The organism is Mesorhizobium erdmanii USDA 3471, assembly GCF_000472705.1.
Classification (GTDB): Bacteria; Pseudomonadota; Alphaproteobacteria; order Rhizobiales; family Rhizobiaceae; genus Mesorhizobium; species Mesorhizobium erdmanii.
Window position 1 is genome coordinate 46,474 of the sequence record NZ_KI421454.1, and the last position, 14,025, is coordinate 60,498.

The window sequence follows — 14,025 nt, forward strand, 5'->3', positions numbered from 1 at the left end:
TCAGTCGTCCTTGAGTGGAATCTGGGCGGCTTGATCGGCCTGTGTTTTGCCGCCGGGACGCAAGGCAAAGGCAATGCAGCCGACGAAGAAGAGCGCCATGGCAAGCAGACCCCAGCTGTCCGCGAATTCCCGCATCAAATTATAGCTCATTGCGTCCCCCCTCAGCGGTAGCCGGCTGCATCGTCATAGGTCTTGAAATCGACCAGTGTTCCCAGCATTTGCAGATAGGCGACGAGGGCATCCATCTCGGTCACCTGCTGCGGATTGCCGTCCAGATCACCGACTTTGGCTTTCGGATAGCGTTTCTCGACGCCGGAGGCATCGGCATTCGGGTCGGCCTGGGCCATCAGATCGGCATTGGCGTGCGCGATCATGTCATCGGAGTACGGGACGCCAACACGCGCGTTCGCAACCAGATGCGTCGAGAAGTCCTTCACCTCGATCGGAGCGTCCTTCAGGAACGCATAGCTCGGCATGATCGATTCCGGCACCACGGAACGTGGATCGGAAAGATGTGCGACGTGCCATGCGTTCGAATAGCGGTCACCGACCCGGGCGAGATCGGGCCCGGTGCGCTTCGATCCCCATTGGAAGGGATGATCGTACATCGACTCGGCGGCCAGGCTGTAGTGGCCGTAGCGCTCGACCTCGTCCCGGAAAGGCCTGATCATCTGGCTGTGGCAGAGGTAGCAGCCCTCGCGCACATAGATGTTGCGTCCGGCGAGTTCCAGTGGCGAGTAGGGCCGCATGCCTTCGACTTTCTCGATCGTGTTGTCGAGATAGAAAAGCGGCGCAATCTCGACGATGCCGCCGACGGTCACCACAAGAAGAGAGCCAACGAGAAGAAGCGTGGCGTTCTTCTCGATGATCGCGTGTTTGTCCATCAAGCCCATTGTCTGGCTCCCTATTCGGCAGGCCGGAGGGCGGGCTCGGAACCTGGCATTGGTTGCTCTTCGCGCTGGTGGCCAAGAATGGTCATGGTCACGTTCCAGGCCATGAGCAGGGCGCCGGTGAGGTACATCGCACCGCCGATGGCGCGCATGACGTAGAAGGGATGCATGGCGGCGACGGTTTCGGCGAAGGAGTAGACGAGGAAACCCTGCTCGTCGTATTCGCGCCACATCAGGCCCTGCATGATGCCGGAAACCCACATCACCGCGGCGTAGACGACGATTCCGAGCGTCGCCAGCCAGAAGTGCCAGGTGACGAGCCGCAGCGAATAGAGACGTTCACGGTTCCACAGTTTCGGCACCATGTAGTAGATTGCGCCGAACGAGATCATGCCAACCCAGCCGAGCGCGCCGGAATGGACATGGCCGATGGTCCAGTCCGTGTAGTGCGACAGCGAATTGACCGTCTTGATCGACATAATCGGACCTTCGAAGGTCGACATGCCGTAGAAGGCGACTGCCATCACCATCATGCGGATGATCGGATCGGTGCGCAGCTTGTCCCAGGCGCCAGACAGCGTCATCAGGCCATTGATCATACCGCCCCATGACGGCATCCACAGCATGATCGAGAACGCCATGCCGAGCGTCTGCGCCCAGTCGGGTAAGGCGGTGTAATGCAGGTGGTGCGGGCCGGCCCAGATGTAGAGAAAGATGATCGCCCAGAAGTGGACGATCGACAGGCGGTAGGAATAGACCGGCCGGTTCGCCTGCTTGGGCACGAAATAATACATCATGCCGAGGAACCCGGCGGTGAGGAAGAAACCGACGGCGTTGTGGCCATACCACCATTGCGTCAAGGCGTCCTGGACGCCGGAGAAGGCGGAGTAGCTCTTCGAGCCCAGGAACGACGCCGGCATCGACAGGTTGTTGATCACATGCAGCATCGCGATTGTCACGATGAAGGACAGGTAGAACCAGTTGGCGACGTAGATATGCGGTTCCTTGCGCTTCAGGATCGTGCCGAGGAACAGGACGAGATAGGCGACCCAGACGATGGTCAGCCAGAGATCCACATACCATTCGGGTTCGGCGTATTCGCGGGCTTCGGTGATGCCGAGCAGGTAGCCGGTCGCGGCCATGACGATGAACAGCTGGTAACCCCAGAACACAAACCAGGCCAGTTTGCCGCCAAGCAGCCGGGCGCGGCACGTGCGCTGCACGACATAGAGAGACGTGCAAAGCAAAGCGTTGCCGCCGAAAGCAAAGACGACGCCGGATGTGTGCAGCGGCCGCAGCCGGCCGAAATTGAACCAGGGTTGGATGTTGAGGTGAGGGTATGCCAGCTGCAGGGCAATGATCACACCGACGAGCATGCCGACGACGCCCCAGAATACCGTTGCAATGGCTCCGTAGCGGATCGGGCCATCCATGTAGGCGGAGGTGTCGACCGGAGCCGCCGGCTTGAAATCTGTGTTGCGCAGCAGGATCGCGGTAAAGCCAGCCACGGCGACGAACAAAACCCCCATATGCTGGCGAAAAGGTCCTTCTACGCCGAAGCCAGCAGCCACCAGGGCCGCAAAAGCAAACAGGCTTAGAACGACGATCTCCGTGCCGAATTTCATGACATGTCCCCGACCAGGATTCCAATGCGCGGACGCCAAATCCGCGGTGCATTAATTCCGTAGTTGCCGCCTGCTCGCCCTGATCCATGTCAGAGCCGCACGATTTTGCTTCGGGCAGCATCGAGTTCGGTGCAATCAGAAGGTGGCGATTTGAACAAGGAAACGCAGCACGGGCCAACCCGCTCATGGACAAGTGCGGCTTTCTCGCGCCAGGCCGGCACAGAGGCGATTCCGGGCGAGGTCATGAAGCTTGCCCATCGGGAAAAGCTGGAGCTCTGCTTCTCGCTGGAAAGCATTGCCGATGCACTGCCGAACGTCGACCGCCTCAAATGTCTTGGAACGGCCAAGAAGATCGTTCCGCTGCTCCGTGACATTCATGGGTTTGAGGAGAGGGTGATTTTCCCTGCGTATGAGGCGCACTTGACCCCGGCCGAGGCCAAACTTGCCTCTACCAGCCGGTTGCGCATCGAGCACCTTGAGGATCAATGCTTCGCTGGCGAGGTGGCCGAAACGCTCCTAGCGATCGGTCATGGTGATCCGATAGAGAGCGCGGAAGCTGTCGGATTCATGCTACGCGGCTTCTTCGAAGGCTTGCGGCGACACATCGCTTTCGAACGCGAGCATGTCCTGCCGCGGATCGTAATAAGCGACGAAGGCCCCGACGCTTAGGTCTCATTCACAAAGGCCGGTTGCCGCGCGCCTCGGCCGCCGCAGCGCTGCTCCAGCCGGCTCATGCTGTCGACCGTTACATGGCGTTTGTTCTCGATCCGGATCGCGCCGTCAGCCCGCAATCGCGTAAGCTGGCGGCTCACGGTCTCGTTCGTCAGTCCAAGGAAATCAGAGATGTCGGCACGTGTCAGCGGCAGATCGAAGCATGCCGACCCAGCCGCCGGGTCGATACTGGAATCCATATTCCGGGCGATCATGAGGAGAAAGCTCGCCACCTTCTCCGGTGCGGTCTTGCGCCCGAGAGTCACCATCCATTCAAGTGCCTCGTCGAGTTCGTCCAGCGTCTGCTTGAGCAGGCGATGCTCGAGTCCCGGTGATTCCTTCATTATCCGTTCAACGGCCGCCTTCGGAAACGAGCACAGCGAGACGGAGGTTGCCGCTTCCACATTGATCGTGCTTTTCACCTTGAAGGGCCGTCCCAGAAAATCCGGTGCGAACCGAAGACCGACAATCTGCTGGCGGCCGTCCGAAAGGCACTTCGTCAGCTTCACAACGCCTGAAAGCAAGTTTGAAAAGCTGTCGACGGCCTCGGCGTCGGCGATCAGTTCGACCCCCGGCTCGATCTTGTGCCGCGACGAAGTTTTGGCGAGCCCAACCAAATGGTTTGGATCGAGCGCACCGCAGACGCCGCGATGTCGTGCTGCGCAAGACAGGCAAAGAACGGGAATGCCGGAACTGTGAATGTCTTGCCGTACTGTCATTACGCTCGCGCTACCGATCCCAAGTTTCGACAGGATAGCAAGCGATGGCAGAGAAATCCTTGCGGCAGTTTGTCCGTGCTGGAGGCTGACCGAAATCAGGGCATTGGCTCTTCGACGCGTCCAGACTTCCGGCGAGGCAAAAACGGCGGACCACCAAATGAGACCGGATTTAGCTGCCAGGCTTGGCGAGAACGTCCCGCGTTATACCAGTTACCCGACCGCGCCGCATTTCCATCCTGGCGTCGACGCTGATGTCTATCGAAGCTGGTTGAAGGCGCTCGAAAGCGGTGACGAGGTCTCGCTCTACCTGCACATCCCTTATTGCGACCGGCTGTGCTGGTTCTGTGCGTGCCATACAAAGCAGACCCGCCGCTACGAGCCGGTGGCTTCGTATCTCCGCTCGCTTCACGCGGAGATCGCGACTGTCGCAGGTCTTGTCGGCGGCAAGGCCCATGTCCGCGCCGTGCATTTCGGCGGCGGCTCGCCGACCATGCTGAAGCCCGAGGATATGATAGCCTTGGGAACTGTCCTGCGGGATAGCTTCGATTTTCTTGCCGATGCGAAGATCAGCGTCGAAATCGAACCCAACGACATGGACGAAGCCCGCCTTGATACACTTGCCGAGATCGGCATGGCGCGGGCGAGCCTCGGCGTTCAGGATTTCGATCCGAAGGTGCAGAAGGCGATCAACCGCGAGCAGAGCTTTTTGCAGACCAAGGCGGTTGTCGACGGCATTCGCTCTCGCGGCGTAGGGTCCGTGAACCTCGATTTGCTTTACGGCCTGCCGCATCAGACCAGGGAGAGCGTCTGTTCCACCGTGGCGCAGGCGCTGACTCTGGAGCCGGACCGGATGGCGCTGTTCGGCTACGCGCATGTGCCCTGGTTCAAGAAGCATCAGACTATGATCGACGAGGCATGGTTGCCGGGTCAGGCCGAACGGTTCGCTCAGTGGCAAATTGCCGCCCGTCTGATCATGGGCGCCGGATACGAGGCGATTGGAATAGACCATTTCGCCAAGCCGGATGATGCGCTTGCAGTCTCGGCTCGCGCGGGAACAATCCGCCGCAATTTCCAGGGCTACACCGAGGATCGCTGCGAAACACTGATCGGGCTCGGGCCGTCATCGATCAGCCGGTTTCGACAGGGCTATTCGCAGAACATGCCGTCGACAGCCGAATATGGACGCATGGTCGAGGGGGGACATCTGGCCACGGTCCGCGGCATCGCGTTTTCCGAAGATGACCGTGTTCGCGGCTGGATCATCGAGCGCTTGATGTGCGATTTCGGCTTTTCAGCAGCCGATCTGGTGGAACGCTTCGGGGAAGCCGGACAAAAGCTTCTTTTCCAAGCAAGCTCCATCGCCATTGGCGACCCTGCTCGACCGCTTGAACTCCAAGGTGACAGTTACGTCGTATCGGCGGAAAGTCGTCCCTTTGTAAGGAGCATTGCAGCGAAGTTCGACAAATATTTCGAAAGTGGAACGGCCAGGCACTCAGTGGCAGTCTGAGTGCCACAGACGAACGTCACCGTCTTCAGTGGATCGCGAACCTCCTCAAAATCCCCGAAACCAGCAGCTAACAATTCGATAGTGCATATGACGCCACTTTACGATGCTGTGACGACGCGGGTATTTCCCAAAGGGGGTCGCATGGCAGAGGGCTGGGACCAGCCGGAACCCTGCAGGCAGGGCTCCACTTCGTATCCGCCCAAGCAGGTTGGATTGTTCGGCCCAGTCTTTCACTGAATGTCAGCGACGCACCCGATTGCGGCTTCCGCTACTCAGCGCTGCGGCTCTTGAATGCCCTTTGAGATGAGCTCAATTCTGAGTAACAACCGCACGGCGTTCCCACGTGTCTGAAACCATGCATCAGTGCGGCTAGCACGCCCTGCGCCTTGTTCGCGGTTTCCGGGCCGCCCAGGCACTTACTTGACCTCCAGCTGCTCGAAGTTCGCGCATAGGCCTTACACGACGGATCGGTAGGCCGCGACGGCCGGGAAATTAGGCACCCGGGCGGCTGCGCCAATTGACCACTTTATGCTTCGATTACTCGGAATCTGAACCTGACACGCGTCGCGATTTCTCTGACATGCCGGCGGCAGGCAAGCTTTCCTTTCTGGCCTTGGCAAACGCTCTGTCACCTTCCAGAAACCCTGCCAGCATGAAAGGTATGAGTTCCGCTACCGTTTCAGACTCGCCATAGGTCTGGCGGTAAAGCGCCGCATAGTCCTTGAGTGCTTGGTTCAGGTCCGCGCTAACGGTGATGGTCATCTTCGAAGGTGTCCGGTCTGGAAGCTTTCCAAGTTTCAGATCTGCCATGACTACTCCTGTTCAAGTCGGGTATGGGCGCAGCACAAGATCATATGCCGCCCTGTGGACTATCCCGAGTTGCGTGCGCATGTGCTTCCTTTCTGTGGTAATATTAAGAGAATCAGTCGGCATAGTTTGGTTCGTCCAGAACCCGCCGACACTGTGTTTCCGATGAACAGAGCAAGTCGAAAGAGGCGCTCTCGGCTTTTGGTCGAGGGTCCGCTGGCTCCCTATTTTGAGCCCTATGCCGAGTATCTTGCCGATCAGGGGTACTCGCAGGTTTCTTATTGGAAGAAAACGTTCCTCATCAATGAGTTCAGCCGATGGCTGGACCGGGAGGGCATCGCGGTCGAGGAGATAACGACCGCACATGAAGAAGCATTCCTGCGTGATCGGGCTCAACACCGCTGTCTCAAGGGCGGCGACCGCATCACGCTGTCCGGCGTGACGGCCTGGCTTCGTGAAAAAGGCGTTATCGACGGCAGGGCCACGGCTTCGGTCGAGATATCTCCTGTTGACTTGGTCTTGCAGGAATACAGGTCCTACCTGCACGATGAGCGCGGCCTGGCAGCGGCGACCATCGAGAATTACCCCGGATATGTCAGGCGCTTTCTGACGGACATATCCGGCGAGGGCGAACTGCATCTCGCATCCGTGCATGCCAGCCAGATTGCGGACTACATCCGGCGAAATGCGCCGCAGGACCGCACATTCGCTTCGGCAAAGCACATCGTCACGGCACTGCGGTCGTTCTTCCGCTTCGCGCGGTACCGCGACTACATCCATACCGATCTTGCCGCGGCAGTCCCATCCGTTGCCGGATGGTCGATGGCGTCGATTCCGAGAGCGATGCCAGCCGACTGTGTTCGGGTTCTTCTGAACGCGAGCAAGGAATGGCGGGCGCCAGCCGGGTTGCGCAATCGAGCCATCCTGTTGTTGCTCGCGCGGCTCGGGCTGCGCGCAGGAGAGGTTGTCCGGCTTGAACTGGGGGATATCGATTGGGGTGAAGGCTCGCTGAGCGTGCATGGCAAGGGCCGTACGGAACGGCCGTTGCCCTTGCCTCATGACACGGGGCAGGCGATTGCAGCCTATCTGGAGCGCGGACGGCCGGAATCGGCCAGCCGCAGAGTGTTCTTGCGCTCCCGCGCCCCCTTTGAAGGTTTGAGGTCGTCCAGCGACGTAGGCCAGATCGTCGCGCGTGCGATCAGGCGTGCCGGGATTAAGCCCGGTCTCACTGGGTCGCATCAGCTTCGTCATGCGCTTGCCGTCGACATGCTGCGCCAAGGGCTGTCGCTGACGGATATTGGCCAGATGCTGCGGCATCGCAGCCCGGATGCAACGCGGCGATACGCGAAGGTCGATCTGGATGCTTTGCGCAAAGTCGCCCTGCCATGGCCGGGGACTATGCCATGAACAGTTTGCGCGACGGCATTGTCGATTACCTGGAGTTGCGCCGGTCCCTCGGCTTCAAGCTGAAAAAGGACGAGCGGCTGCTCTTGGATTTTGCGCAGTTCATGGAGCGGCGGCGCGCTGCCTGGATCACATCGAAGCTGGCTCTGACCTGGGCGCAACAGCCTGAATCGACCGATCCTAACTACCTCGCCGGACGACTGCGCGCCGTGCGCAGTTTTGCGCGCTACCGTATCGTGACGGACCCGCGCACCGAGATTCCCCCGACGGATTTGCTGCCGCGGCAACGAAGCACCTTCCAGGCTCATATCTTCCGCCAGGAAGAGATAGCCCGCGTTCTCGCCGCCAGCCTGCAACGACGGCGGGGAGCCAAGCCGATCTCGCGCTGGTCGCGCTATACGATCTTCGGCCTGCTGAGTGTCACCGGGATGCGTCTCGGCGAAGTACTGAACCTTGATTTGGAGGACATCGATCTCGACCACGGTGTCCTGACCATACGCAACACGAAGTTCGGAAAATCCCGCCTGGTCCCAGTCCATGCGACGACCTGCGCTGTCCTCAAGCAGTACCTGGAACAGCGCAATGCGTTCCTGGCGGGACACAGCGCCCGCCCATTCTTCATCTCGCCGCTTGGCCGTCGCATTACGCATTCGGTTTTGGAACTGTCGTTCCGCCGACTGTCCCGGAAACTCGGATTGCGCGGCATCTCGGATGCGACGGGGCCACGTTTGCACGATCTGCGCCACACCATGGCCGTCGAGGTCTTGCGGCAATGCTATTGCGCAGGCGCGGATCCCGAGCGCCGCCTGCCGGCGCTGTCCACCTACCTCGGGCACACCCATCTCAACTATACCTACTGGTATCTGCACCAGAACCCATCTCTCATGCAGCAGGCTGTGACGCGGCTCGAGCATTATTGGGAGGCCTCCACATGACCCTCGCGCTCCCGACCTTCCCGGCGCTCTTGCAACGGTTCTTCACCCAGCGGCTGATGCAGCAGAAGCGGGTCAGCGCGCATACGATCAGATCTTATCGGGACACGTTCAGGCTTCTGCTGCGCTTCGCGCAGAAGCGGTTGCGCACGTCGCCGGATCGCCTGGCATTCGAAATGATCGACGCCCCGTTCATCTCTGCGTTCCTGAACGAGCTCGAGAAGACGCGGAGCGTTGGCGCGCGCACCCGCAATCTTCGCCTCACCGCGATTCGGTCGTTCTTCCGCTTCGCCGCCTATGAAATGCCGACCCACAGCGCTCAAATCCAGCGCGTCCTCGCCATGCCGGCCAAGCGTTTTGATCGCAAGCTGATCGACTTCATGACGCGCCCGGAGGTCGACGCGCTTCTGAACGCGCCGGACAGGAGCACCTGGAAGGGCCGACGGGATCACGCGCTGTTGCTGACGACCTTGCAGACGGGCCTGCGCCTGTCCGAAGTGACCGGCCTGAGACGCCAGGATGTTACGCTGGGCACCGGCGCTCATGTCGAAGTCCTCGGCAAGGGGCGAAAGCAGCGCGCCATCCCACTTTGCAAACCTGTCGCCAAAGTCCTCGAAGCATGGCTCGATGAAACAAGCGCCGCCGAAGACGGCATTGTCTTTCCAAGCATGCGCGGCGGGCGATTGAGTGCGGACGCCGTGGAGCGCCTGCTGACAAAGCATCTGGCCACCGCCAGCGGAGTCTGTGCCTCGCTGAGGAAGAAGCACATCACATTCCACTGCTTGCGCCACACGACGGCGATGGACCTGTTGCATGCCGGGGTGGAGCAAACCGTTATCGCGTTGTGGCTGGGGCATGAATCCATTGAAACCACCCAAATCTATCTCGATGCGGATCTGGCCCTGAAGGAAAAGATCCTCGCAAAAACCATCCCCTTTGACAGCAAGCCGGGCAAGTTCCGTCCCGATGACCGGCTGCTGACGTTCCTCAACCAGCTATAGAAGGACCAGAACTATGCCGATATTTGGCGCCCCGATCCTCTCGCTTTATTGCCCCTTCGACCACCACCCGCCCACGCAACTCGGGATAGTCCACAGGGCGGCATATGACCTTGTATTCCGCTAGCGGAATACAAGATCCTTGTGTACAATCACGCGTAGGGGCCAACCGGGGCGGACGATAATGGTGGGTTGAATATTCAGGTTCTTTTCGGTGATGCGCTGGCCGGCTTGACTGATGTTTTGCTGAGTGGATTCCCGGATCGCCTTAACTAGGTCGCTTTCGTTTTCCCCAAAGCTCAACTCGGTACCAACGCCCAGTAGCGTCGCTACAGCAACTCCCTTGATCAGCTGCCAGGTGTGAAAATCGACCTTGTCCTCAAGCCCAGCATAGCCGGCAGTATCCGTCGCTGGCAGATTGTCGATTTCGATCGAGGAACCGTCGGGCAGGATTATTCGCTGCCAGACCAGCAATGCGCGCCTCTGCCCAAAAGCCACGACGCTGTCATAAGTGCCGATGAGGCGTGAGCCTTGCGGAATGAGCACAATGCTGCCGGTGACTGTGTCGTGCACATTCTCGGTGACCTGCGCGACGACAAGGCCAGGCAAGTCGGAATTTATGCCGGTGACGAGACTGGCCGCGATCACGCTGCCGGCCATCAGTTGGTAGGGTGAGGCCGGCGTCTGCAGCGCGTGCTGATTGTAGATCCCGCTTGTGTTCCGCTGACTGATAAAATCGAGCTTGCGCTGTTGGTTGTTCTGGTCACCCTCGGCTGGGGCAACGGAAGCTGACGCGCGCGTCGCTCCGGATTGCGGAAGCGCCTCAGACGGCTGCTGCGCACTCGGCCCGCCGCCGGCGACATCTGTCTGTCTGGGTCGATTGTCGATCCGGAACAAGACTTGCGACTCGCGCGCCTCAATTGCTTGCTGGGCAAGGCGCTGCTCCTCGGCGGAGATATCCTGCCCTGGCGCGATGCCGAGCTGACGTTGGCGTTCAAGGATGGGGCGACCGAGGTCGCCGGGCAGTGGCGGTCCGAGCACAGGGGCCTTCGGCATGATCCCGGAATAGTCCTTGGGAAGCGCTTCTAGTCCCTCGGCGGGTGGCTTGCGCTCGGTGTTATAGCGGTCCTCTGCCTGGTGCTTGATACGCCATGCCGGTCCTTGAAGCGCCATCATCGTGACGCCCAGAATGGCACCGGATCCGACTGCAGCGATGGCGACGATCACACCGCGCCTGAATCGGACAGCGCGGCGGGGCGAGGCTCGCAATTGCAGCTGCTCGGGATCGAGTTTCGGCGGCGCATCGGATCGGGAAGTATCGGTCATGAGCGCTCCCCTCACCTGCTGGGCCGCGCAAAGAGCGGAATCCGCCGCGGCGGTTGCCGGCCGTCAGTCCTGGTGATGCGCACCACTTGCTGCTGTTTGGCGCCGAGGCGCAGTTCGGCGGCAGCAAAGAGGCGATCGACGATGTAATAGTTGCCGCGCATACGGAAGTTGACGAGCTGGTCATTGTCATCAGCGCCGACGATGAAGAGAGGAGGCGCTTCACCCTGATCAATGCGACGGGGGAATTCGATATAGACCTTGCTGCCATCGTCGAAAGCGCGCATCGGCCTCCAGGGTGGTGTGTCGCCGGTGATTGAATACCGGAAGCGGATATTCTCGAGCGCCACATTCGACGCCACCGGCATGGCACCCTCGGCTTGAGCGTTGCGCTGGCGTAGCGCGATGATCTGGTCCTCGCTATAGGTCCAGGAGATCGCCGCCATTGAGGTTTTCTCGGTGCTTTGAAGCTGCAAATGGTAGGTGCGTCGTTCTGTGGTGATCACCAGATTGGTGGTAAGCCCCGGCGCGAAGGGTTTTACCAGCACATGGGTGCGCTGATTGTCACCGGTGCCGCTGACGGTATCGCCGATCACCCAACGCACCGTGTCGCCGGCCGACACGGCTGTTAGTTTCTCGCCCGGCTGGAGTGCGATATCGGTGACGCGCTCCGGCGCGGCATAGAGCTGATAGAGCGCGCCATCGGCGAATGGATAGACCTGAACCGCATTCATGTACCCATACCTGGTAGGTTGCTGCGTCGCTGCTTTATTGGCATCGGAGACCCGTTGTTCAGGAGAGCGCTTGTCTTCGGCCACTCTGCCCGGATTGGGCTGTAACTGACCGGGTAGCGGCAGCGGCTTTGGCACCTCGACTATCTTGACCGGCTTCTCCGGCGGCTTCTCGATTGCGGCTGGTTTGAAATCGGCAGCATCATAGTAAATCTCAGGCGGCGGTACCGGCTTCGACGCGCAGGCGGAGAGGACCGCTGTAGAGGCCGACAGGATCAGCACGGCACGGACCAGCGACATTCTATTCTTCATTGGTGGACTCCTTTTGGGGAAACGGACGTCGGCGCAGCACTGTCGAGCTCGCGCGACCAGTCGATGGCGTTGATGAAGACGCCGAGCGGGTTGTTGCGCAGTTGGTCAGTATTGCTTGGCGGGCGGATCACGATGGTGAGGATCGCGGTCCAGCGCGTCGTGCTGGCAAGGCTGCCGCGCGCAAAAACCTGCTCGGCCCATTTGACCTGGAACGAGCTGTCGGAAGCCCTGACCACGCTGGTCACTTGCACCGACACGCTGCGTGTGCCGATCTGACCGAAAGGATCGTTCGCCTTGGCGTACTCGTTGAGAAAGAGCGCCGCGCGGTCGGTGGCGAAGTCATAGGCCGAAAGCCAGTTCTGCCGCACCAGCACCGGATCGGTGGAAACGGAACGGACATTCTGAATGAAGCGGCCGAGATGCCACGCGATCTGGGCATCGGAGGGCTCGTAGTCCCGGATTGCCGGTGCAACGGCGCGTGCCTCGCCGAAGCCGTCGACCTCGACGACGTAAGGCACGACGCGGCTCTGGATCGACTGCCACACGAGTCCGCCGGAAAGTCCGGCCGCCAAGGTCAGACAGCCAAGAGCCATGAACCGCCAGTTGCGGGCCTGCACTCGAGATGAGCCTATGCGCTCGTCCCAGAGCTGCGCGGCCTTCTGATACGGCGTGACCGGCTCGGGCGTCTTGCCGTAACGTTGAATGGGTCGCTTGAATAGCATTTAGTCGTCCTTGTCGTTGAGAGAGGGATTGGCGCTGCCTCCCGGCCTGTCGCCTTCACGGACGGCCTGCATGGCGGCGTGACGGTGGGCACGGGCTGTCTGTTCGGAACGCAGGCGCCTGGCCCAGCCGGGCGCGGCATCAGCGACCGGACCAGTAGGGCTTCCGGTCATGGATGCGGTCGGCGCACCACCGGTCGCGGTCCAGGCAGCTTCGCGCCCGGCATCAACGCTGCGCCCGAAGCCTCCTGCGGCAGATCGTGCCGCCCGCATTGCGGCGCCGCCGGCGGCGCTGGTCACACCATGCATTCCAGCAGCTACACCGGGCAGGCCGGACTCGGGCGATGTTGCGCGCCCCATCTGCCAGGCCGTAGAAGCCGCTGACCCCATGGTCGTGCCGGCACGGAGTGCGGTGAGACCGCTGCCGGTTGCCATGCGCGCGCCGGCAAATGCTGCGCCTGCGGCAACGAGCGATGCACCGGCTGCGGCTGCCGTGGTTCCAAGTGCGGCGCCCGCGCCAAGCTGCGGCGCGCCCGAGACAAGACCGGAGGCTATCCCAGGTCCGAAAATGCCGAGACCAAGGAGCGCCAAGGCGCCCAGGACCTGTGACATGGCGGCGGCCAGATCCGGCTCCTTGCCTTGCAGCGCGGAAGCGAACTCGCCAAAGAGCGTGGAGCCGATGCCGATGATGACGGCCAACACCATCACCTTGATGCCCGACGAGATGACATTGCCGAGCACGCGCTCGGCGAGAAACGCTGACCGGTTCCAAAGCGCGAAGGGCACAAGAATGAATCCGGCCAGAGTGGTGAGTTTGAATTCGAGAATGGTGATGAAGAGTTGGATGGAGAGGATGAAGAAGGCGATGATGACCAGGAACCAGGCCACGAGCAGCACGAAGATGGTGAGCGCGTTGCCGAAGATTTCTGGGAAGCCGAGAAGCTGGCTTGCCTGATCGAGAAGCGGCCAGGCGCCCTCGAAACCGGTTGCGGCAATGCGGCCCGGATGCAGGAGATTGTCGGCAGATAGGTTGCCGGATGACGCATTGATGCCGAGACCGGCAAAGGACCGATAAATGATATCGGCGAGGTTCTTGAAGTTATTCAAGATGAAGGCAAAGACGCCGACATAGAGCACTTTGCGGATGAGCCGGCCGAATATGTTGGGTTCGCCGCCGAATGCCCAGGCGAGGCCGGCAAGTGTGACGTCGATGCCGATCAGGGTCGTGGTAAGGAAGGCGACATCGCCCGAGAGCAGACCGAACCCGCTATCGATGTAGCGGATGAAGGTCTCCATGAAGCGATCAATGACCCCAAGGTCGTTCATGCCGCCTTCCTCGTCGTCAAG

Annotated in this window: 14 protein-coding genes; 5 read left to right on the forward strand and 9 right to left on the reverse strand. The window is 60.6% G+C overall.

The features are described from left to right. Genes A3AU_RS0130630 through ccoN form a run of 3 tightly spaced genes read right to left on the reverse strand, consistent with a single transcriptional unit; the run spans position 1 to position 2,515 of the window. A complete protein-coding gene (locus tag A3AU_RS0130630; RefSeq protein ID WP_027033462.1) occupies positions 1-150 on the reverse strand; it encodes a CcoQ/FixQ family Cbb3-type cytochrome c oxidase assembly chaperone in 150 nt (49 codons plus the stop codon). Positions 151-161: 11 nt separating this feature from the next. Beyond that, positions 162-893, reverse strand: a complete 732-nt coding sequence (gene ccoO, locus A3AU_RS0130635; RefSeq protein WP_027056289.1) for a cytochrome-c oxidase, cbb3-type subunit II — start codon at positions 891-893, stop codon at positions 162-164. A gap of 11 nt (positions 894-904) precedes the next feature. Next, positions 905-2,515, reverse strand: coding sequence for a cytochrome-c oxidase, cbb3-type subunit I (ccoN, locus tag A3AU_RS0130640; RefSeq protein ID WP_027056290.1), 1,611 nt, complete (start codon positions 2,513-2,515; stop codon positions 905-907). Between the two features lie 129 nt (positions 2,516-2,644). Here ccoN and A3AU_RS0130645 point away from each other — a divergent pair, with 129 nt between their 5' ends. Further along, positions 2,645-3,184, forward strand: coding sequence for a hemerythrin domain-containing protein (locus tag A3AU_RS0130645; RefSeq protein WP_010914029.1), 540 nt, complete (start codon positions 2,645-2,647; stop codon positions 3,182-3,184). On the opposite strand, the gene A3AU_RS0130650 is transcribed toward A3AU_RS0130645, so the two are convergent. Then, complete coding sequence (locus tag A3AU_RS0130650) at positions 3,181-3,945, reverse strand: Crp/Fnr family transcriptional regulator (RefSeq protein ID WP_027056291.1); 765 nt, start codon at positions 3,943-3,945, stop codon at positions 3,181-3,183. The two genes, A3AU_RS0130645 and A3AU_RS0130650, sit on opposite strands and share 4 nt — an antisense overlap. 157 nt (positions 3,946-4,102) lie before the next feature. Here A3AU_RS0130650 and hemN point away from each other — a divergent pair, with 157 nt between their 5' ends. Beyond that, positions 4,103-5,452 (forward strand): oxygen-independent coproporphyrinogen III oxidase, encoded by a 1,350-nt coding sequence (gene hemN, locus A3AU_RS0130655; RefSeq protein ID WP_027056292.1) that lies wholly within the window; start codon positions 4,103-4,105, stop codon positions 5,450-5,452. A 537-nt stretch (positions 5,453-5,989) separates the two neighbouring features. Here the strand turns inward: hemN and A3AU_RS0130660 are convergent. Next, a complete protein-coding gene (locus tag A3AU_RS0130660) occupies positions 5,990-6,262 on the reverse strand; it encodes a DUF2274 domain-containing protein (protein WP_027033457.1) in 273 nt (90 codons plus the stop codon). Positions 6,263-6,460: 198 nt separating this feature from the next. On the opposite strand from A3AU_RS0130660, the gene A3AU_RS0130665 reads away from it, so the two are divergent. The 3 genes from A3AU_RS0130665 to A3AU_RS0130675 are packed head-to-tail and all read left to right on the forward strand — an operon-like array spanning position 6,461 to position 9,596. Continuing rightward, entirely contained in the window at positions 6,461-7,666 is a 1,206-nt protein-coding gene (locus tag A3AU_RS0130665) for a tyrosine-type recombinase/integrase (protein ID WP_051355512.1), read from the forward strand. Further along, positions 7,663-8,598, forward strand: a complete 936-nt coding sequence (locus tag A3AU_RS0130670; protein ID WP_027056294.1) for a tyrosine-type recombinase/integrase — start codon at positions 7,663-7,665, stop codon at positions 8,596-8,598. Before A3AU_RS0130665 ends, A3AU_RS0130670 begins: the two co-directional genes overlap by 4 nt. After that, positions 8,595-9,596 (forward strand): tyrosine-type recombinase/integrase, encoded by a 1,002-nt coding sequence (locus tag A3AU_RS0130675; protein ID WP_027056295.1) that lies wholly within the window; start codon positions 8,595-8,597, stop codon positions 9,594-9,596. Before A3AU_RS0130670 ends, A3AU_RS0130675 begins: the two co-directional genes overlap by 4 nt. A gap of 120 nt (positions 9,597-9,716) precedes the next feature. On the opposite strand, the gene A3AU_RS0130680 is transcribed toward A3AU_RS0130675, so the two are convergent. From A3AU_RS0130680 to trbL, 4 genes are read right to left on the reverse strand one after another with little or no spacing between them, the layout of a single operon-like run. Beyond that, complete coding sequence (locus A3AU_RS0130680; RefSeq protein ID WP_027056296.1) at positions 9,717-10,919, reverse strand: TraB/TrbI/VirB10 family type IV secretion system protein; 1,203 nt, start codon at positions 10,917-10,919, stop codon at positions 9,717-9,719. 11 nt (positions 10,920-10,930) lie between these two features. Then, positions 10,931-11,959, reverse strand: coding sequence for a P-type conjugative transfer protein TrbG (trbG, locus tag A3AU_RS0130685; protein WP_027056297.1), 1,029 nt, complete (start codon positions 11,957-11,959; stop codon positions 10,931-10,933). Next, complete coding sequence (gene trbF, locus A3AU_RS0130690) at positions 11,956-12,681, reverse strand: conjugal transfer protein TrbF (protein ID WP_027056298.1); 726 nt, start codon at positions 12,679-12,681, stop codon at positions 11,956-11,958. The genes trbG and trbF overlap by 4 nt, the downstream gene beginning before the upstream one ends. After that, positions 12,682-14,004: a P-type conjugative transfer protein TrbL gene (trbL, locus tag A3AU_RS0130695; RefSeq protein WP_006329225.1), complete on the reverse strand. Its 1,323-nt coding sequence runs from the start codon at positions 14,002-14,004 to the stop codon at positions 12,682-12,684. Positions 14,005-14,025 lie beyond the last annotated feature (21 nt).

Excerpts from the sequence above, each read along its gene's own strand:
- A3AU_RS0130630 (WP_027033462.1), bottom strand. The coding sequence starts at position 150 with ATGAGCTATAATTTGATGCGGGAATTCGCGGACAGCTGGGGTCTGCTT.
- ccoO (WP_027056289.1), bottom strand. The coding sequence starts at position 893 with ATGGGCTTGATGGACAAACACGCGATCATCGAGAAGAACGCCACGCTT.
- ccoN (WP_027056290.1), bottom strand. The coding sequence starts at position 2,515 with ATGAAATTCGGCACGGAGATCGTCGTTCTAAGCCTGTTTGCTTTTGCG.
- A3AU_RS0130650 (WP_027056291.1), bottom strand. The coding sequence starts at position 3,945 with ATGACAGTACGGCAAGACATTCACAGTTCCGGCATTCCCGTTCTTTGC.
- hemN (WP_027056292.1), top strand. The coding sequence starts at position 4,103 with ATGAGACCGGATTTAGCTGCCAGGCTTGGCGAGAACGTCCCGCGTTAT.
- A3AU_RS0130660 (WP_027033457.1), bottom strand. The coding sequence starts at position 6,262 with ATGGCAGATCTGAAACTTGGAAAGCTTCCAGACCGGACACCTTCGAAG.
- A3AU_RS0130670 (WP_027056294.1), top strand. The coding sequence starts at position 7,663 with ATGAACAGTTTGCGCGACGGCATTGTCGATTACCTGGAGTTGCGCCGG.
- A3AU_RS0130675 (WP_027056295.1), top strand. The coding sequence starts at position 8,595 with ATGACCCTCGCGCTCCCGACCTTCCCGGCGCTCTTGCAACGGTTCTTC.
- A3AU_RS0130680 (WP_027056296.1), bottom strand. The coding sequence starts at position 10,919 with ATGACCGATACTTCCCGATCCGATGCGCCGCCGAAACTCGATCCCGAG.
- trbG (WP_027056297.1), bottom strand. The coding sequence starts at position 11,959 with ATGAAGAATAGAATGTCGCTGGTCCGTGCCGTGCTGATCCTGTCGGCC.
- trbF (WP_027056298.1), bottom strand. The coding sequence starts at position 12,681 with ATGCTATTCAAGCGACCCATTCAACGTTACGGCAAGACGCCCGAGCCG.
- trbL (WP_006329225.1), bottom strand. The coding sequence starts at position 14,004 with ATGAACGACCTTGGGGTCATTGATCGCTTCATGGAGACCTTCATCCGC.